The organism is Pseudomonas sp. So3.2b, from assembly GCF_019464415.1.
Taxonomy (GTDB): domain Bacteria; phylum Pseudomonadota; class Gammaproteobacteria; order Pseudomonadales; family Pseudomonadaceae; genus Aquipseudomonas; species Aquipseudomonas shahriarae.
In genome coordinates this window covers 5,408,490-5,426,714 of the sequence record NZ_CP080494.1, presented here as the reverse complement: position 1 = coordinate 5,426,714, position 18,225 = coordinate 5,408,490, and the positions used below count along the sequence as shown (strand labels likewise).

Below are 18,225 nucleotides of genomic sequence, written 5' to 3'. Positions count from 1 at the left end.
CATGGCTTTTCACTTGCGCCGCGAAGAACGCCTCGACGGCGAACAACTGCGGGCCATGCTCGACGAATCACCGGCCCGCGCGGCCCAGGCGATCCTGATGGCGGCGAAGGAGGGCGTGCTCGATGCCCAGGCGCTACTGGGGCAAATCCTCCTGGAAGGGCGCGGGATCGAGCGCGATGAAGCGCTGGCCCTGCGCTGGTTCCGGATTGCCGCCCAGGGCGGCCACTTGATGGCCCGCAATATGGTGGGGCGCTGCCAGGAGCATGGTTGGGGTTGCGCCGCCAATGAGCGGGCGGCTGCCGGGGAGTACCGCCAGGCGGCAGAAGCCGGGTTGGATTGGGGGCTGTACAACTACGCCAACCTGCTGGCCACCGGGCGCGGGGTGACGCAAGACCAGCAGCAGGCACTGGCCTGCTATCGCCAGGCTGCCGAACGGGGGCATGCCAAGTCGATGAACCTGTTGGGGCGTTACCTGGAAGAAGGGCAGTTCTGTGCGCAAGACGTGCCCGCAGCGCTTGAGTGGTATCGCCGCTCGGCGCAAGGTGGGGATTTTCGCGGGCAGTTCAGTTATGCGGCCATGCTGGCTGAGCATGGGCAGATCGAAGCGGCGCTGGAGTGGTTGCACAAGGCACTGGAGGGCGGGAATCTGAAGTTCTTGCGGGTGGCCCATAAAGCGCTGGCAGCGGCCAATGATCCGCAGATTCGCGCCATGGCCGATGCCTACCAACAACGCGCAGAGGAATTGCAGGAGCCGGCAAGCCGGCTCCTAAGGGATCAGACGTAGAAGGATTTCAGCGGCGGGAAACCGTTGAATTCAACTGCGCTATAGCTGGTGGTGTACGCACCCGTCGACAGCCAGTACAGGCGGTCACCAATGGCCAGGTTCAGCGGCAGGCCGTACTTGTAGTTTTCGTACATGATATCGGCGCTGTCGCAGGTAGGGCCGGCGATCACCACTTCTTCCATCTCGCCCTTTTTCTCGGTCCAGATCGGGAACTTGATGGCTTCGTCCATGGTTTCGATCAGGCCGGAGAACTTGCCCACATCCGTGTACACCCAACGCTCGACGGCGGTGCGGGATTTGCGGGCGACCAACACCACTTCACTGACCAGGATCCCGGCGTTGGCGATCAACGAACGGCCTGGTTCCAGGATGATTTCCGGCAGCTCGTCACCGAAGTCTTCCTTGAGGAAGCGGATGATTTCCTCGGCGTAGGTTTCCAGGCTGTTGGTGCGGGTGATGTAGTTGGCCGGGAAGCCACCGCCCATGTTGATCAGCTTGAGGTGGATGCCGTCTTCTTCTTTCAAACGCTCGAAGATCACCTTGACCTTGGCAATGGCGGCGTCCCACACGCTGATATCACGCTGTTGCGAACCCACGTGGAACGAGATGCCGTAAGGCACCAGGCCCAAATCGCGGGCGAGGATCAGCAGGTCCATGGCCATGTCGGTCTGGCAGCCGAATTTGCGCGACAAAGGCCAGTCAGCCGTGGTCGAGCCTTCGGTGAGGATGCGCACATAGACTTTCGAGCCCGGCGCGGCCTTGGCGATGTTGCGCAGGTCGGCTTCGGAGTCGGTGGAGAACAGGCGCACGCCCTTCTCGTAGAAGTAGCGGATGTCCTTGGATTTCTTGATGGTGTTGCCGTAGCTGATACGGTCGGCGCTGACGCCGCGGTCCATGACCTTGTCCAGCTCGTAGATCGAGGCGATGTCGAAGCTCGAACCCTTGTCTTTCAACAGGTCGATGATCTCGACAGCCGGGTTGGCCTTGACGGCGTAGTACACCTTGGCGAATTCGAAACCGGCGCGCAGGTCATCGTAGGCCTGGCTGATCATCGCGGTGTCGATCACCACGAACGGGGTTTCTTGCTTGTCGGCGAACGCCTTCATTTTGTCAAAAGTGGCGCGCGCGAAATAATCTTCGACGTTGATCGACATGCTGGGAACTCCTAAGGGCAAACTGAAATTAACAATGGGTGCAAATGAACGTCCTCCGTATCCCCACTTTGGTTCGCCTACTTCCCAAGGCATGTCGCCGAAAGCAAAAAGGCCATGGGATAAGCTTCCCTTGGCCTTGCTGTCTCGTCGTCAGTACTTGAGCCGGATGGATCGTTTCCAGCATGGACGTTCGGCGCGAACTTTAGGGCGTGAGGGGCTTGAGATCAACTAAAAATGTCGCGTTTTTGCACGCGTTCGTCGCGTGACCCAGTTCAGCTACTTATGTAACCGACCGGTGTGACGGATTGATGTTCCCCAATGAGGAGGAATCAGGCTATTTCCTGACACCCAGCAGAACTAAATGCGGGAGCGGGCTTGCTCGCGAAGGCGGTGGGTCAGCACCCATTCAGTGACTGACACACCGCTTTCGCGAGCAAGCCCGCTCCCACAATTTTGACCGAGTGGTCTCAGGCCAGTGCGGTCTCGGCAGGCGACACAATACTGGTCTTGCCCCCACGGGACTTACCAGAGCTCAGGTACTCGGCAATCGACTCCTGGGTCACTTCACCCAAAAACACCCGCTCGGCATCCATCACCGGCAGCCACGAGCGGTTGAACTCGTACATGCGCGACAACAGGATGCGCAAGTGCTCGTCAAACGCCGCCGTGGCGTTGAACTCGCGCAGGTATTGGGCGCAGGTACCCGTCTGACGATGCAGGTCGCGACGTCGTACATAACCCAGCGCCTTGTTCTCGGCGCAGGTGACCACCACATAGCGGCGGTCATGCTCGTCCATCAGCTCCAGGGCATCGGCCACCGGGGTTTCCGGGCTGACCGACGGGGCGTTGTCCGCCGCGTCTTCGGCCTTGACCAGCAGCAGGCGCTTGAGGGTGCTGTCCTGGCCGACAAAGTTGCTGACAAACTCGTCGGCAGGATGGGCCAGCAGAGTGTCCGGGTGGTCGATCTGCAACAACTTGCCGGCGCGGAAGATGGCGATTTTGTCGCCCAGCTTGATCGCCTCGTCGATGTCATGGCTGACCATGATCACCGTCTTGTTCAGCGCGCGTTGCATCTCGAAGAACTCGTTCTGGATCATCTCGCGGTTGATTGGGTCGACCGCGCCGAACGGCTCATCCATCAGCAGCAACGGCGCGTCGGCCGCCAGGGCGCGGATCACGCCGATGCGCTGTTGCTGGCCACCGGACAGCTCGCGCGGGTAGCGGTGCAGATACTGCTTGGGTTCGAGCTTGATCATGCTCATCAACTCGCGGGCGCGGTCGTGGCATTTCTGCTTGTCCCAGCCCAGCAGCTTGGGCACGACCACGATGTTTTCCTCGATGGTCATGTTGGGAAACAGGCCGATCTGCTGGATCACGTAGCCGATATTGCGGCGCAGGGTCACTTCATCGAGGTCGGTGGTGTCTTCGCCGTTGATCAGGATCTTGCCCGAGGAGGGCTTGATCAGGCGGTTGATCATCTTCAGCGTGGTGCTCTTGCCGCAGCCCGAGGGACCGAGGAACACGCAAATCTCGCCTTCATTGACAGTCAGGCTCACGTCGTTAACGGCGGTGACAGTCTTGCCGTTGCTTTGGAAGGTCTTGGACAGGTTTTGAAGTTCGATCATTTGAGCAATCCTTTTGGAGTCAGCGAGCGTTGCAGCCATTGCAGAAGCAGGTCGGCGAAGATGGCCAGGAGACTGACCAGCACGGCGCCAACGATCAGCATCGACATGTCGCTGCGGCTGATGGAAGCCAGAATAAGTACACCCAGGCCACCGGCGCCGATGGTGGCGGCAATGGTCATTACACCGATGTTCATCACCACGGCGGTGCGCACCCCGGCGAGGATCACCGGCACTGCAATCGGCAGCTCGACCATGCGCAGGCGCTGGCCGAAGGTCATGCCGATGCCTTTGGCGGCTTCGCGGATGCCCGGCTCGACGCCGGTCAGGGCCAGGTAGGTGTTACGCATGATCGGCAGCAGGGAGTAGAGGAATACGGCGGTGATCGCCGGCATCGGCCCCAGGCCCTGGCCAAATTTGGAGTAGAACGGCAGCAGCAGGCCGAACAGGGCAATCGATGGCACCGTCAGCAGCACCGTGGCACTGGCTTGCAACGGGCCGGCCAGGGTCGGGAAGCGGGTCATCAGCACGCCCAGGGGCACGCCTACGACGATCGCGAGGATCACGGCGATCCCGACCAGGGTGATGTGCTGCCAGGTCAGGTGCAGGACTTGGGCCCAATCAAGATGGGAAAAGGCGTTCAGAAATTCCATGTCTTCTCCTCTTTTAGTTGAGTGGGTGCTGGCGCAGGAAATCAGCGGCTACAGCCGATGGGCTTTCATGGTCGACGTCGACCCGCGCGTTCAGCTGGCGCATGGTTTCATCGTCGAACAGCGCTGCCAGTGGCTTGAGGTCGGCGGCCAATTGCGGGTGGGCATCCAGATAAACCTGACGCACCACGGGGGCTGCGGTGTAATCCGGGAAGTAGTGCAGGTCATCTTCCAGCAGCTTCAATTTGAAGGCATTGAGGCGACCGTCGGTGGTGTACACCAGGCCGGCAAATACCTGGCCATTGCGCAAGGCGGTGTAGACCAGACCGGCGTCCATCTGCCGGGTGTTCTTGCGGGTGAGGTTCATGCCGTACAGCTTGACCATGCCGGCCATGCCGTCGGAACGGTTGGCGAACTCGGTGTCCAGGGCCACCAGGCGGTTTTCATGGGTTGTCTCGGCCAGCGCCTGGGTCAGGTCGCTGATGGTGTTGATCTGCGGATACTCCTTGGCCACGTTTTCCGGCAGGGACAGGGCGTAGGTATTGCTGAATTTCGACGGCGACAGCCAGACCAGGCCTTTTTTTGCGTCGAGTTCTTTAACCCGTGCGTAGGACTGTTCGCTGTCGAGCTTCTCGTCCACATGGTTGTAGGCCACCAGGGACACGCCGGTGTACTCCCAGATCAGGTCCAGTTGCCCGCTTTCCTGGGCACTGCGCGCCAGGTTGCTGCCCAGGCCGCCGGTCACGCGGGTGTCGTACCCCTTGGTGCGCAGGTACTGGGAGGTGATTTCGGCGAGCAGGGTCTGTTCGGTGAAGACCCGGGCGCCGATGCGGATCACCGGTTTTTCAGCAGCTTGCGCAATGCCTGCAAACAGCAGGACGCAGCTCAGTATCAAAGTCAGTTTTTTCATGTGAATTCCTTTGCCAAGCCTTAAGACGGACGCAACCCGCGTTCCAGCCAGAGGCGGCTGGCCATGGTCACCAGACCGTCAAGCAGCAATGCCAGCAGCGCGGTGCACGCGGCGCCGAGCAGCAATTGCGGCTGGTTGTTCAGGGCGATGCCGGGGAAGATCAGGCTGCCCAGGCTATTGGCGCCAATCAGGAACGCCAGCGGTGCGGTGCCGACGTTGATTGCCAGGGCCACACGTACGCCACCGATAATGATCGGCACGGCGTTGGGCAATTCGACGCGAAACAGCACCTGGCGTGGGGTCATGCCGATGCCGACGGCGGCTTCCTTCAAGGAACCCTGCACGTTTTTCAGGCCTTCGTAGGTATTGCGCACGATGGGCAGCAAGGAGGCGAGGAACAGGGCGAAGATGGCCGGGCCACTGCCGATGCCGAGGACGCCGAGGGCGATGGCCAGTACGGCCAGGGGAGGGACGGTGTTGCCGATGTTGAAGATCTGCATGAAGCGTTCTGCGCGCCCGACCATATTCGGTCGGCTGAGCAGGATACCGGCGGGGATCCCTACGATCAGGGCAGCCAGCATGGAGACAAGTACAAGAATCAGGTGAGCTTGCAGGTAAAACAACAAATCGTCGCGGTACAGTTCGATCGTGTTGATGCCGATCCAGTGGACCAGCAGGGCCAGGAGAGCGACGACAACCGCTCCTCCTATCAGCCCTTTGCCATAGCGAATAGCCACAGGCGGACTCCTTTTTTCTTTTGTCGGCGAACACATTTCCGAGCGGCAATGCCATTCCTGGCTGTCGGCGAATATGTTCGCGAAAAGCAGCTCGCCGATACCGGCAACGCGGTATGCGACCAAGCCATGAGCGCAGCCTCGTCAGGCTAACTTGCTGATTTTTCAGCCCCTGTTCCGAGTGCGGTAGCAGGGGAGTGGACGTCTCTACCTTTTAAAAGGTTCCATACTTGGCAGCATTTAGCCACCCCCCCAATCGGGTGAACGGTGGTCCGGCTCCCTGGGTTTGCGCTATACTCGCCGCCCTTTTTTGACTCACCTGCCAGGCGATTTCCCATGACCCACCAGGCCGCCGAAGTCGCGAAACGCCGCACTTTCGCCATTATTTCCCACCCCGATGCCGGTAAAACCACCATCACCGAAAAGCTCCTGCTGATGGGCAAGGCGATCGCAGTGGCCGGCACGGTGAAATCCCGCAAATCCGATCGCCATGCCACCTCTGACTGGATGGAGATGGAGAAACAACGGGGTATTTCCATTACCACGTCGGTCATGCAGTTCCCCTATCGCGACCACATGGTCAACCTGCTCGACACCCCGGGCCATGAAGACTTCTCCGAAGATACCTACCGCACCCTGACCGCGGTGGACTCGGCCTTGATGGTCCTCGACGGCGGTAAGGGCGTCGAGCCACGCACCATCGCGCTGATGGACGTGTGCCGCCTGCGCGATACGCCGATCGTCAGCTTTATCAACAAACTCGACCGTGACATCCGCGACCCGATCGAACTGCTGGATGAAATCGAAGCCGTCCTGAAGATCAAGGCCGCGCCGATCACCTGGCCGATTGGCTGCTACCGCGACTTCAAGGGCGTGTACCACCTGGCCGACGACTACATCATTGTCTACACCGCCGGCCACGGTCACGAACGCACCGATGTGAAGATCATCGAGAAACTCGACTCCGATGAGGCCCGCGCCCACCTGGGTGACGAGTACGAGCGCTTCGTCGACCAACTGGAACTGGTGCAGGGCGCCTGCCACGCGTTCAACCAGCAGGAATTCCTCGACGGGCAACTGACCCCGGTGTTCTTCGGTACCGCCCTGGGCAACTTCGGCGTCGACCACGTACTGGATGCGGTGGTCAATTGGGCACCGAAACCACTGGCGCGGGTTGCCAACGAGCGTACCGTGGAGCCGGTTGAAGAGAAATTCAGCGGCTTCGTGTTCAAGATCCAGGCGAACATGGACCCCAAGCACCGCGACCGTATCGCCTTTATGCGTATCTGCTCCGGCAAGTACGAAAAAGGCATGAAGATGCGCCACGTACGCACCGGCAAGGACGTACGCATCGGCGACGCCCTGACGTTCTTCTCCTCGGAGCGTGAGCAACTGGAAGAAGCGTTTGCCGGCGACATCATCGGTTTGCACAACCACGGCACCATCCAGATCGGCGACACCTTCACCGAAGGCGAAGCCTTGAGCTTCACCGGTATCCCGCACTTCGCCCCGGAACTGTTCCGCCGCGTACGCCTGCGCGACCCGCTGAAATCCAAGCAACTGCGCCAAGGTCTGCAGCAATTGGCGGAAGAGGGCGCCACCCAGGTGTTCTTCCCCGAGCGCAGCAACGACATCATCCTCGGCGCCGTGGGTGTGCTGCAGTTCGATGTGGTGGCCAGCCGCTTGAAAGAGGAATACAAGGTCGAATGCTCCTACGAGCCGATCACCGTGTACTCGGCACGCTGGATTGATTGCAGTGACAAGAAGAAGTTGGAGGAGTTCTCCAACAAGGCCGTGGAAAACCTCGCCATCGACGGCGGTGGCCACCTGACCTACCTGGCGCCTACCCGGGTGAACCTGGCGTTGATGGAAGAGCGCTGGCCTGATGTGAAATTCCGTGCGACCCGCGAACACCACTAAGGGTTAGCGGTATAAAAAAAAGGCGAAGCTGTGATGGCTTCGCCTTTTTTTGCGGTAGATTACCGGGTGTTGGGGCCAACTTTAAGTTGTTTAAGGGACAGTTCAGCGCCGGCCATTAGCGTTTCAACTTGTGCGGCTATTGCATCCTTGACAATGGCTTCGCCCACATCAGTGATTTCCTGGTCCTTTATGTAGTTCAGGCTCAAAAACAATAAGTGCATGGCAACATCCATCGAACTTTGAAATGCCAGCAATGTATTGTTTTTCCCCAGTTCATCGACCACCCTTCCCCAACGCAGGTCGGATTCAACCTGCAAGGCCTTGAACTCCATCAGCGACACGTCGCCGTCCTCGTAGATATCAGACAGCAGCTTTTTCAGAGATTTTGAAATTTCTCTCATGACAGTTCTCGCAAAGAATATAGGAAGTTGTAGCTGGCGGACTTTATTCTTCTGAGATTGCGTTGCGCAATTGCGGAAACATGGTAGTTACAAGTTGCAGAAAGTTTGCCTTGTTGTTGGGCGATAGTACTGTTTTTAATGTCGGACTTGTCGTTGGTTTGCTCGCGAATAAACGGTAATTGCTAGCGCTTAATTAAAGGTAACACCCACTGGTGGCGAGGGGATTTGTCCCCTCGCCAAAGTGTCCAGATACAGCTGACTATTCAAAGACCTTCAATAGCATGGCCCTTAGAACGAAGCCGTCACCGACGCAAAGTAAGCCCGACCCGGTTCGTTATACGTCTGGGCACCGGCATCGTCAGCATTGCCTTTGCGATACAGGCGCTTGTCCAGCAGGTTCTCGATGCCCACGCGCACACTCAGGTTCTTGGTGAACTCGTAGCCGCTGCTCAACCCCATCAAACCGTACGGGTCCACATCCTGTTGGGCGCTGCGATCATAGCGGTTGGCGCTGCGGGAGTTGAGGGTCGGCGCCTCCTGCTTGCCGTAGTAGGTGCCGCTGACCTGGAACGACAGCTTGTCGGTGGCCTGCCAGTCCAGGGTGGTGTTGACCGTGTACTTGGGAATGACACTCAGCGGTTCGCCGGTGTCCTTGTCCTTGGAGTCGATCATGTAGGTCAGGTTGGTGTTCCAGTCCAGGTCGTCGCGCAGGGTCATGAACAGGTTGCCCTCGACCCCCTGCACCAGTGCCGCCCCGCTGTTTTCCCACTCCAGCACGCGGCGCCCGCCGTCCAGGCGGTAGGCGGCGGTGTTGCTGGCGTTGATTTTGTTCTTGTAGTCATTACGGAAGTAGGTCGCGCTGGTGCGCCAGGTGCCTTTGTCATAGGCCAGGCCGATTTCCTTGTTGACGCTGATTTCCGGTTTCAGGTCCGGGTTACCCACCAGGTAGCAGCCGCCGGAGTTGGCTTCGCTGGCGTTGCAACCGTTGCCACGGCTGTACAGCAAGTAGTTGGGGTTGGACTGGTACAGGTTGGGCGTCTTGTAGGCGCGGGCAATACCGCCCTTGAGGCTCAGCTCATCGGTCAGTTGGTGCGAGGCGTTGAGGCTCGGGCTCCAGTTGCCGCCGTACTCTTCATGATCGTCGTAGCGCAGGCCGGGGGTGATGATGGTCTTGCTGCCGACTTCGATGTTGTCCTCGGCGAACAGCGCATAGCTGGAGGCCGTGGTCTTGGTACTGCTGCGGCTCATCCCCGGAATGCTCGGTACGCCACCTGTGCCAGGGTCGTAGCTTTGTGGGCGCAGCGACCCCGGATCGTTCATCGACTCGTAGAGGTATTCGCTGCCCAGGGTCAGCACCTGCTCGGTGCCGAAACTCAGGGGCAGGTTGACCTCGGCCGTGGCCCGGGTGTTGCGCAGCCGCGATTCGAAACGGCCAGCGGTGGCGGAGGGCGCGCCCTCGCCGGAACCCGCCAGGCCTTCGTTGAGGCGTGCGTTGCGGGTCAGGTCGTGGCTCAGCGATGCCATGGTCGAGCCCCAGTCGAACTCGCCACGGTGGGTGGCGGAGAAACTGCTGCGCTGGATCACGCTGGTTTCCTTGCCGACCAGGCTGTTCACGAATACACCGCCGCCGTTGAGCATGGTGTCGCCGGCGAAGATATTGCCCTGACGGCTGTAGCTGGCTTCCAGGTCCAGGGTCTGCTCGGGGGTGAATTGCCAACTGAGCAAACCGTTGACGTCCTTGTTGCGCACACCCTCGCGGCCGGCGACCAGCGAGTCTGCGCTAGCCTGCTCGGCCTGGTTGATGGTGGAGTCATCGGCATCGGTCTTGTTCAGGCCGCCATACACCCGGAACGCCAAGGTGTCGCTCAACGGGCCGCTGAGGTTGAAGTTGGTGCGTTTGCTCATGCCTTCGGCATCGTCTTCGGGCAGCGACACGTAGGTGGTCAGCGAGCCGTGCAACTGGTCGGTGGGGCGCTTGGTGATGATGTTGATCACCCCGCCCATGGCCCCGGAGCCGTAGCGAGCAGCCGCCGGGCCACGCAGGATTTCAATGCGTTCGACTTCTTCGGCCGGCACCCAGTTGGTTTCGCCACGGGTGTCACGGTCGCCGCTCCAGCCGTAGCGCACGGCGTTGCGCGAGGTCGAGGGCTTGCCATCGATCAGGATCAGGGTGTTTTCCGGGCCCATGCCGCGCAGGTCGATCTGGCGGTTGTTGCCTCGGCTGCCGCTGGAGCTGTTGCCACTGAGGTTGACGCCCGGTTCACGGCGGATGATGTCCGACAGGTCGTTGGTCGGCGGGCGTTTCTTGATGTCTTCGGCGGTGATGATCGACACGCCGGGGGCTTGTTTGAGTTCTTCGGCAGCGGTGCCCAGGATTCGTGTTTCGCTCAACTCCAGGGCTTGGGAGGTGCCGTCGACGGGCAGGTCGGTAGCGGCTACCGGCACTTTGCCGTGTTCTCTTTCCAAGGTATCCGCCAGCAGTGCGGGAGACGAGAGGGCGGCGATAAACGCCAGGGAGAAATGGCTGAGCCTGAATCGAGGTGACATGTCCGCAGAATCCTTTAGGGAAGGTGGCAACTGAGCGAGATGCACCAGAACTGCCTTCCAGCAGGATTCGGCGCCCTCTGTGCGCCGGAATGCTAGTCATTATCAAATACAAGTAAATGTCATTTACAACTTTTACACTTTGCTAAAAACAAAAAAGCCCCTCCCGCCAGACTGATGCGCAATCTGGCGGGAGAGGCTGTACAACGCTGTATCGCCCTGTGGGAGAGGGCTTGTGTGGGATAGGGCTTCGCACTGTCAGTTAAACCGCGCTGATGCTATCGCGGGCAAGCCCGCTCCCACACAAGCCCACCCCTACAGGGGGTTAGGCCACGAACTGCTCCGCGTGATGGCAAGCCACTTGGCGGTTGTCCAGTTCGCGCAGCAGCGGCTCTTCACTGCTGCAGCGCTCGGTGGCATACGGGCAGCGCTTATGGAACGCGCAGCCGGAGGGCGGGTTAAGCGGGTTGGGCAGCTCGCCGACGATCTTGATCTTTGGCTTGTTCGGGTCCGGGTGAATGGTCGGGGTGGCCGACAGCAGCGCCTGGGTGTAAGGGTGCAGCGGGCGCTCGTAGATGTCGTTCTTCGCGCCCATTTCCACCGGGCGACCGAGGTACATCACCATCACGTGGTCGGCAACGTGTTGCACCACCGCCAGGTTGTGGGAAATGAACACGTAGGCCGTGTTGTACTGCTGCTGCAGGTCCATAAACAGGTTGAGCACCTGGGCCTGGATCGACACGTCGAGGGCCGAGGTCGGTTCATCCGCCACCAGCACCTTGGGTTGCAGCATCATGGCGCGGGCCAGGGCAATGCGCTGGCGCTGGCCACCGGAGAACATGTGCGGGTAACGCTGATAATGCTCAGGGCGCAGGCCCACTTGCTTCATCATCGCCTGCACTTTTTCGCGGCGTTCGGCGGCGGACAGGTTGGTGTTGATCAACAGCGGCTCGCCCAGTTGATCACCGACTTTCTGCCGCGGATTCAACGAGGCATAGGGGCTCTGGAACACCATCTGCACGTCTTTGCGCAGTTGTTTGCGCTGGGCCTTGTCGGCGCCGGCGACTTCCTGGCCGGCGATTTTCAACGAGCCGGACGACGGCTCTTCAATCAGCGTCAGCGCCCGGGCCAGGGTGGATTTGCCACACCCCGACTCACCCACGACGGCGAGGGTCTTGCCGGCTTCCAGCTCGAACGACACGCCATTGAGGGCGCGCACGGTGGCGTGGCCCTTGAACAGGCCACGGGACACTTCGTAATGACGGGTCAGGTCGCGGGCGGTAAGAACGACGGCCATTACGCCACCTCCTGGTTCAAGGGGTAGAAGCAGCGCACAAGGCTGTGGGCTTGCGGGTCCAGGGTCGGACGGGTCTGGCGGCAGCTGTCCTGCACATATGGGCAGCGTGGCGACAGCAGGCAGCCTTGCGGGCGGTCATACCGACCGGGGACGATGCCCGGCAAGGTCGACAGACGGGCGGCGCCCATGCTGTGTTCCGGGATCGCCGCCAGCAACGCTTCGCTGTACGGGTGCGCCGGCACGTCGAACAGGCCGGGCACCTGGCCGACTTCCACCGCTTGGCCGGCGTACATTACGCACACGCGCTGAGCGGTTTCCGCGACGACTGCGAGGTCGTGGGTGATCAGCACCAGGCCCATGTTCTGTTCTTTTTGCAGAGCCAGCAGCAGTTCCATGATCTGCGCCTGGATGGTCACGTCCAGGGCGGTGGTGGGTTCGTCGGCGATCAGCAGCTTTGGTTCGCCGGCAATCGCCATGGCAATTGCCACACGCTGGCTCATGCCGCCGGACAGTTGGTGCGGGTAGGCATCCATACGGCTGGAGGCGCCAGGGATCTCGACCTTTTCCAGCAGTTCAATGGCCCGCTTGCGCGCTTGCTTGCCGGACATTTTCAGGTGCAGGCGCAGTACTTCTTCAATCTGGAAGCCCACGGTGTAGCTGGGGTTCAGCGCGGTCATCGGGTCCTGGAACACCATCGCCAGGTCTTTGCCGACGATCTGCCGGCGCTGGCGATTGCTCAGCTTGAGCATGTCCTTGCCGTCGAAGGTCAGCGAGTCGGCGGTGACAATGCCGGGATGCTCGATCAGGCCCATCAGCGCCATCATGGTCACGGACTTACCCGAACCCGACTCGCCAACGATGGCCAACACTTCGCCTTTGTCCACGGACAGGTCGAGGCCATCGACCACCGGCACAGCGGTTTTGTCGCCGAAGCGCACATTGAGATTCTTGATTTCTAGCAGTGACATGGGAATCTCCTCACGCGGCATTCTTGAGTTTCGGGTCCAGCGCATCGCGCAGGCCGTCGCCCATCAGGTTGATTGCCAGCACGCTGAGCAAAATGGTCAAACCAGGCAGGCTCACGACCCACCAGGCACGTTCGATGTAGTCACGGGCCGAAGCCAGCATGGTGCCCCACTCAGGTGTCGGCGGTTGCACGCCAAGGCCGAGGAAGCCCAGGGCGGCGGCATCGAGAATCGCCGAGGAGAAGCTCAAGGTGGCCTGCACGATCAATGGCGCCATGCAGTTGGGCAGCACGGTCACGAACATCAGGCGCGGCAGGCCGGCACCGGCCAGGCGCGCGGCGGTCACGTAGTCACGGTTGAGCTCGCCCATCACCGCCGCGCGGGTCAGGCGCACGTAGGACGGCAGCGACACAATGGCAATCGCGATCACGGTGTTGATCAGGCCAGGGCCGAGGATGGCGACAATCGCCACGGCCAGCAGCAGCGATGGCAGGGCCAGCATGATGTCCATCAAACGCATGATGGTCGGGCCGAGCAGACGCGGGAAGAACCCGGCGAACAGGCCTAGCAGGATCCCCGGGATCAGCGACATCACCACCGACGACAAACCGATCAGCAACGATAGGCGTGAGCCCTGGATCAGGCGCGACAGCAGGTCGCGGCCCAGTTCGTCGGTGCCCAGCAAAAACTGGATCTGCCCGCCTTCCAGCCACGACGGCGGGGTCAGCAGGAAGTCGCGGTATTGCTCGCTCGGGTTATGGGGCGCCACCCAGGGGGCGAAGATCGCGCAGAACACGATCAGCAACATAAACAGCAGGCCGGCAACCGCGCCCTTGTTCTTGGAGAAGGCTTGCCAGAATTCTTTGTACGGCGACGGGTACAGCAGGCTTTGATCGACTGCTGACACTTGAGTAGGTGTGGTCATGGTCATGATCTCAGCGCTGGTGACGGATGCGTGGGTTGGCGAAGCCGTAGAGGATATCCACCACGAAGTTCACCAGGATCACCAGACAGGCGATCAGCAGGATGCCGTTTTGCACCACCGGGTAGTCCCGCGCGCCAATGGCTTCGATCAGCCATTTGCCGATGCCGGGCCAGGAGAAGATGGTTTCGGTCAAAACCGCACCGGCCAGCAGTGTGCCGACTTGCAGGCCCACCACTGTCAGCACCGGGATCAGCGCGTTACGCAGGCCGTGCACGAACACCACGCGCGCCGGCGACAGGCCCTTGGCCTTGGCGGTACGGATGTAGTCTTCGCGCAGCACTTCAAGCATCGAGGAACGGGTCATCCGCGCAATCACTGCCAGCGGGATGGTGCCCAGTACGATGGCCGGCAGGACCAGGTGGTGCAGGGCATCCCAGAATGCGTCCGGCTCGTCGGCCAGCAGGGTGTCGATCAGCATGAAACCGGTGCGCGGCTCGATGTCGTAGAGCAGGTCGATACGCCCGGAAACCGGGGTCCAGCCCAGGCTCACCGAGAAGAACATGATCAGGATCAGGCCCCACCAGAAGATCGGCATCGAATATCCCGCCAGGGAGATGCCCATCACCCCATGGTCGAACAGGGATCCTCGCTTGAGTGCCGCGATCACCCCGGCCAATAGCCCGAGGATGCCGGCGAACAACAGGGCGGCCATGGACAGTTCCAGGGTCGCGGGGAACAGGGCGGTGAACTCGCTCCAGACGCTGGTGCGGGTGCGCAGGGATTCGCCGAGGTCGCCCTGGGCGAGCTTGCCGACGTAGTCCAGGTATTGCGCATACAAGGGTTTGTTCAAGCCAAGGCGTTCCATTGCCTGGGCGTGCATCTCGGGGTCAACTCGCCTTTCGCCCATCATGACTTCTACGGGGTCGCCAGGGATCATGCGAATCAACGCAAAAGTCAGCAACGTGATGCCGAAGAACGTGGGGATCAATAACCCCAATCGGCGGGCAATAAAACTAAACATCGTGTTGTCTACCTCAATCAGCCGGTTAGGCAGGTCCGGCTCCGTCAACGTCGACGGAACCGGGCGTCTCTTATTACTTCACCTGGGTGGTGGCGAAGTTATTGTTGGTCAGGGGGCTTTGGGTATAACCCTCGACGTTCTTGCGCATGGCGGTGAACATTTTCGGGTAGGCCATGGGGATCCATGGTTGGTCCTTGTCGAAAACGGCCAGCGCTTGTTCATAGAGTGCGGCGCGTTCGGCGGGTTCAGCCACGGCGCGGGCCTTGTCGATCAAGCCCTGAAACTCTTGGTTACACCAGCGGGCGTAGTTTTCGCCGTTTTTAGCGGCATCGCAACTCAGGTTGGGGGTGAGGAAGTTGTCTGGGTCGCCGTTGTCTCCGGCCCAGCCGGCCGAGACCATGTCGTGTTCGCCGGCTTTGGCGCGCTTGAGCATTTCGCCCCACTCCATGACCCTGATATTGACCTTCAGGCCAATCTTCGCCAGATCCGCCTGCATGCGCTGGGCGCCGAGCATCGGGTTGGGGTTGGTCGGGCCGCCGCCGTTGCGGGTGAACAGGGTGAATTCGGTGCCTTCCGGCACGCCGGCTTCCTTGAGCAGGGCACGGGCCTTGTCCAGGTCGCGGGGCGGGTTTTTCAGCTGGTCGTTGAAGCCCAGCAGGGTCGGCGGGTACGGGCCGGTGGCGTCGATGGCATTGCCTTTGCCGTACAGGGATTCGTTATAGCCCTGTTTGTCGAACGCGATGTTGATCGCGTGGCGCACCCGCGCGTCGCTCATGTACTTGTGGGTGGTGTTCATGGCGGTGTAGGCGGTGGTCATCGCCGCCAGTTCCGCGACCTTCAGGTTGGGATCGGCCTTGATACTCGGCAGGTCGTCAGGCTTTGGATACAGCGCGATCTGGCACTCATTGGCCTTGAGCTTTTGCAGGCGCACGTTGTTATCCACCGCGATGGCCAGGATCAGCGGGTCGGCGGGCGGCTTGCCACGGAAGTATTCCGGGTTGGCCTTGAAGCGCACCTGGGCATCTTTCTGGTAGCGGGTAAAAATAAACGGGCCGGTGCCGATCGGCTTGCTGTTGAGCTCGCCGGTCTTGTTGGCGGCCAGCAGTTTGTCGGCGTATTCGGCGGAGTGGATGGCGGTGAAGGGCATCGCGACATCGGCCAGGAACGGGGCTTCGGGGCGGGTCAGGGTGAAGACCACGGTGTGGTCATCGGTCTTCTCGACGCTTTTGAGCAGTTCCTTGAAACCCATGCTTTCGAAATAGGGGAAACCGGTGGTGGACTTGTTGTGCCACGGATGTTTCGGGTCCAGTTGACGCTGGAAGCTCCAGAGCACGTCGTCGGCATTCAGGTTGCGCGTGGGCTTGAAGTAGTCGGTGGTGTGGAACTTGACGTCATCACGCAGGTGGAAGGTATAGGTCAGACCGTCTTCACTGATGTCCCACGATTTGGCGAGTGCAGGCACGATTTCAGTAGTGCCGGGCTTGAAGTCCACCAGGCGGTTGAACATGGTTTCGGCCGCAGCATCGGCGGTGACGGCCGTGGTGTACAGGACCGGGTCGAAGCCTTCCGGACTGGCTTCGGTGCAGACCACCAGCGGCTTGGCCGAAATGCCCAGGGCCACACTCAGCAGTGCAGCGGTCATGGCGGCTTGTAACGGGAGCATTTTCATTGAAGAGCCCTCTGCAAACGATTCAACCACACAAATGTAGACGGCAGGCTCGTCCTGAGCCTGCCGTTTACCTGGCGCTAATTAAAGGATGTTGAATGGGATGGTGGTGACCAGACGGAATTCCTTGACGCTGCCGTCAGATTGGAACTCGCTGCCACGGTGTTCGACGTAGGTCGCACGGATAGCAGTGGCCTTGAGCGGGCCGCTCTGGATCGCATAACCGGCGCCTACACCGTATTCCTGGTGTTTCTCGCCGTCTTGCTTCTGGATACCGTCGTAGCCCTTGCCGACTACCCCACGGTTGCCGGTGTAGTGGGTACCGTCAATGCCCCAGCCGCGAGCCGAGTAGATGTTGAACTTCAGGCCCGGCACGCCGTATTCGGCCATGTTAATGCCGTAGGCGACCTGGAAGGATTTCTCGTTCGGGCCGTTGAAGTCCGAAGTCAAGGAGTTGGCCAGGTAGATGCCGTTGGTTTCGTGCAGGTAGTCGAAGTACTCGTTACCGTTCACCGCCTGGTAGGAGAAGGTCAGGCTGTGGGCTTGGTGCGCCAGGCCCAGGGACAGGGAGAAGGTATCGTTGTCGATATCCCCCATCAGCTTTTTGCCTTCGTCGACGGTCTTGTAGTAGTTGAAGCCAGTGGTCAGGGCCAGTTGCTGGCTGTCACCCAGTTCGTGGGTTGCACCGAAGTAGTACTGGTTCCAGAAGTCCTTCACGTTGGCACCGAAGAAGCTGGTCTTCAGGCTTTTGAACGGCTGATAGTTGGCGCCCAGGGTGTAGACCTTGTCGGTCTCCACGCTGGCATCGGATGTGTATTCGGTACGGAACTTCGACAGGCTCTGCTCGGTACGTGGCGAAACACGATCAAACACACCGCCCTGGAACGACAGGTTGTTGAATTCTTCGCTGTTGAAACTCACACCCTCGAAGCTCGAAGGTAGGGCACGGTTGCCGATAGTGTCGACGATAGGGCTGCTGAAGTTCTGGCGACCGGCAGTCAGGGTGGTGTTGGAAACACGGAACTGGACGTTGGCCAGGCCCAGTTTGCTCCACTGGTCTACGGCATTGCCGTCAGAGTCAGCCAAGGTGCGGTTAGAGCCGCCCTTGATATCGCGTTTGCTGCGGTCCAGAACCAGAGCGTTGTACACCGCTACTTCGGTCTTGACACCAACAGTGCCCTGGGTGAAACCCGAGCTTGCGTTGAGGATGGTGCCCTGAACCCAGTTGGTACGGTTGCGGTCGGTCTTTACGACACCGTGCTCTTTGTATTTGAAGCTGCCCCCCCGGTAGAGGCTTTCGTGGGAGTACCAGTTGCGCGTACTGCCGCCGAGGCTGAAGTCTTCGATAAAGCCCTTGGCTTCGCTTTGGGCGCTGGCGCCGGCCAGTGTGGTCGGCACGAATTCCTGGCTTGCAGGTTCGGCGTAAGCGGTCGCGGTGATGCTGCTGATGGCCATGGCCAGTAGCACTTTGCTGCTTAGTTTCATGGGTGGAGCTCCTTTGGTTCTCTTTTTTTTATGCCGGCCTTTTTAGATGAGCCGGCTATTGGGTGTGTAACTCTTCAAGCACTTGCAAACGTTTGCTGTAGGACATTTCGCGAATTACAGCTGCACGTTTGCGGCAGAGCCCACTTC

General features: G+C 60.3%; 15 protein-coding genes. 2 read left to right on the top strand and 13 right to left on the bottom strand.

Features of this window, described 5'->3' with window-relative positions; translation table 11 throughout:
• Position 1: 1 nt before the first annotated feature.
• Entirely contained in the window at positions 2–784 is a 783-nt protein-coding gene (locus tag K1X80_RS24410) for a tetratricopeptide repeat protein (RefSeq protein ID WP_057958417.1), read from the top strand.
• Here the strand turns inward: K1X80_RS24410 and K1X80_RS24405 are convergent.
• The 5 genes from K1X80_RS24405 to K1X80_RS24385 all read right to left on the bottom strand — a co-directional run bounded on the left by K1X80_RS24405 (position 775) and on the right by K1X80_RS24385 (position 5,893).
• Positions 775–1,938, bottom strand: a complete 1,164-nt coding sequence (locus K1X80_RS24405) for a type III PLP-dependent enzyme (protein ID WP_032861941.1) — start codon at positions 1,936–1,938, stop codon at positions 775–777. The two genes, K1X80_RS24410 and K1X80_RS24405, sit on opposite strands and share 10 nt — an antisense overlap.
• A 467-nt stretch (positions 1,939–2,405) precedes the next feature.
• Positions 2,406–3,563, bottom strand: a complete 1,158-nt coding sequence (locus K1X80_RS24400) for a betaine/proline/choline family ABC transporter ATP-binding protein (RefSeq protein WP_104910916.1) — start codon at positions 3,561–3,563, stop codon at positions 2,406–2,408.
• Positions 3,560–4,213, bottom strand: a complete 654-nt coding sequence (locus tag K1X80_RS24395) for an ABC transporter permease (RefSeq protein WP_027604864.1) — start codon at positions 4,211–4,213, stop codon at positions 3,560–3,562. The genes K1X80_RS24400 and K1X80_RS24395 overlap by 4 nt, the downstream gene beginning before the upstream one ends.
• Positions 4,214–4,226: 13 nt before the next feature.
• Positions 4,227–5,120 (bottom strand): glycine betaine ABC transporter substrate-binding protein, encoded by an 894-nt coding sequence (locus tag K1X80_RS24390; protein WP_169989526.1) that lies wholly within the window; start codon positions 5,118–5,120, stop codon positions 4,227–4,229.
• Between the two features lie 20 nt (positions 5,121–5,140).
• A complete protein-coding gene (locus K1X80_RS24385; RefSeq protein WP_233092015.1) occupies positions 5,141–5,893 on the bottom strand; it encodes an ABC transporter permease in 753 nt (250 codons plus the stop codon).
• A 297-nt stretch (positions 5,894–6,190) separates the two neighbouring features.
• Between K1X80_RS24385 and K1X80_RS24380 the strand changes: the two genes are divergently transcribed.
• Positions 6,191–7,774, top strand: a complete 1,584-nt coding sequence (locus K1X80_RS24380; protein ID WP_120734153.1) for a peptide chain release factor 3 — start codon at positions 6,191–6,193, stop codon at positions 7,772–7,774.
• 59 nt (positions 7,775–7,833) lie between these two features.
• On the opposite strand, the gene K1X80_RS24375 is transcribed toward K1X80_RS24380, so the two are convergent.
• The 8 genes from K1X80_RS24375 to K1X80_RS24340 all read right to left on the bottom strand — a co-directional run bounded on the left by K1X80_RS24375 (position 7,834) and on the right by K1X80_RS24340 (position 18,078).
• The gene (locus tag K1X80_RS24375) at positions 7,834–8,175 is read right to left on the bottom strand and encodes a hypothetical protein (RefSeq protein WP_057958422.1); all 342 of its coding nucleotides are present in this window, start codon (positions 8,173–8,175) and stop codon (positions 7,834–7,836) included.
• Between the two features lie 288 nt (positions 8,176–8,463).
• A complete protein-coding gene (locus K1X80_RS24370) occupies positions 8,464–10,722 on the bottom strand; it encodes a TonB-dependent siderophore receptor (protein WP_057438048.1) in 2,259 nt (752 codons plus the stop codon).
• A 322-nt stretch (positions 10,723–11,044) separates the two neighbouring features.
• Complete coding sequence (locus tag K1X80_RS24365) at positions 11,045–12,016, bottom strand: peptide ABC transporter ATP-binding protein (RefSeq protein WP_057958423.1); 972 nt, start codon at positions 12,014–12,016, stop codon at positions 11,045–11,047.
• Complete coding sequence (locus K1X80_RS24360; protein ID WP_057438051.1) at positions 12,016–12,984, bottom strand: ABC transporter ATP-binding protein; 969 nt, start codon at positions 12,982–12,984, stop codon at positions 12,016–12,018. The genes K1X80_RS24365 and K1X80_RS24360 overlap by 1 nt, the downstream gene beginning before the upstream one ends.
• A gap of 10 nt (positions 12,985–12,994) precedes the next feature.
• Entirely contained in the window at positions 12,995–13,906 is a 912-nt protein-coding gene (locus tag K1X80_RS24355; protein ID WP_029291943.1) for an ABC transporter permease subunit, read from the bottom strand.
• Between the two features lie 10 nt (positions 13,907–13,916).
• Positions 13,917–14,927 (bottom strand): ABC transporter permease subunit, encoded by a 1,011-nt coding sequence (locus K1X80_RS24350; RefSeq protein ID WP_120734152.1) that lies wholly within the window; start codon positions 14,925–14,927, stop codon positions 13,917–13,919.
• 73 nt (positions 14,928–15,000) lie between these two features.
• Complete coding sequence (locus K1X80_RS24345) at positions 15,001–16,596, bottom strand: ABC transporter substrate-binding protein (protein WP_057958425.1); 1,596 nt, start codon at positions 16,594–16,596, stop codon at positions 15,001–15,003.
• 81 nt (positions 16,597–16,677) lie between these two features.
• Complete coding sequence (locus K1X80_RS24340; RefSeq protein WP_057958426.1) at positions 16,678–18,078, bottom strand: OprD family outer membrane porin; 1,401 nt, start codon at positions 18,076–18,078, stop codon at positions 16,678–16,680.
• Positions 18,079–18,225: the final 147 nt, after the last annotated feature.

Excerpts from the sequence above, each read along its gene's own strand:
- K1X80_RS24380 (WP_120734153.1), top strand. The coding sequence starts at position 6,191 with ATGACCCACCAGGCCGCCGAAGTCGCGAAACGCCGCACTTTCGCCATT.
- K1X80_RS24405 (WP_032861941.1), bottom strand. The coding sequence starts at position 1,938 with ATGTCGATCAACGTCGAAGATTATTTCGCGCGCGCCACTTTTGACAAA.
- K1X80_RS24345 (WP_057958425.1), bottom strand. The coding sequence starts at position 16,596 with ATGAAAATGCTCCCGTTACAAGCCGCCATGACCGCTGCACTGCTGAGT.
- K1X80_RS24350 (WP_120734152.1), bottom strand. The coding sequence starts at position 14,927 with ATGTTTAGTTTTATTGCCCGCCGATTGGGGTTATTGATCCCCACGTTC.
- K1X80_RS24365 (WP_057958423.1), bottom strand. The coding sequence starts at position 12,016 with ATGGCCGTCGTTCTTACCGCCCGCGACCTGACCCGTCATTACGAAGTG.
- K1X80_RS24400 (WP_104910916.1), bottom strand. The coding sequence starts at position 3,563 with ATGATCGAACTTCAAAACCTGTCCAAGACCTTCCAAAGCAACGGCAAG.
- K1X80_RS24370 (WP_057438048.1), bottom strand. The coding sequence starts at position 10,722 with ATGTCACCTCGATTCAGGCTCAGCCATTTCTCCCTGGCGTTTATCGCC.
- K1X80_RS24375 (WP_057958422.1), bottom strand. The coding sequence starts at position 8,175 with ATGAGAGAAATTTCAAAATCTCTGAAAAAGCTGCTGTCTGATATCTAC.
- K1X80_RS24390 (WP_169989526.1), bottom strand. The coding sequence starts at position 5,120 with ATGAAAAAACTGACTTTGATACTGAGCTGCGTCCTGCTGTTTGCAGGC.
- K1X80_RS24340 (WP_057958426.1), bottom strand. The coding sequence starts at position 18,078 with ATGAAACTAAGCAGCAAAGTGCTACTGGCCATGGCCATCAGCAGCATC.
- K1X80_RS24385 (WP_233092015.1), bottom strand. The coding sequence starts at position 5,893 with ATGTGTTCGCCGACAAAAGAAAAAAGGAGTCCGCCTGTGGCTATTCGC.
- K1X80_RS24410 (WP_057958417.1), top strand. The coding sequence starts at position 2 with ATGGCTTTTCACTTGCGCCGCGAAGAACGCCTCGACGGCGAACAACTG.
- K1X80_RS24360 (WP_057438051.1), bottom strand. The coding sequence starts at position 12,984 with ATGTCACTGCTAGAAATCAAGAATCTCAATGTGCGCTTCGGCGACAAA.
- K1X80_RS24395 (WP_027604864.1), bottom strand. The coding sequence starts at position 4,213 with ATGGAATTTCTGAACGCCTTTTCCCATCTTGATTGGGCCCAAGTCCTG.
- K1X80_RS24355 (WP_029291943.1), bottom strand. The coding sequence starts at position 13,906 with ATGACCACACCTACTCAAGTGTCAGCAGTCGATCAAAGCCTGCTGTAC.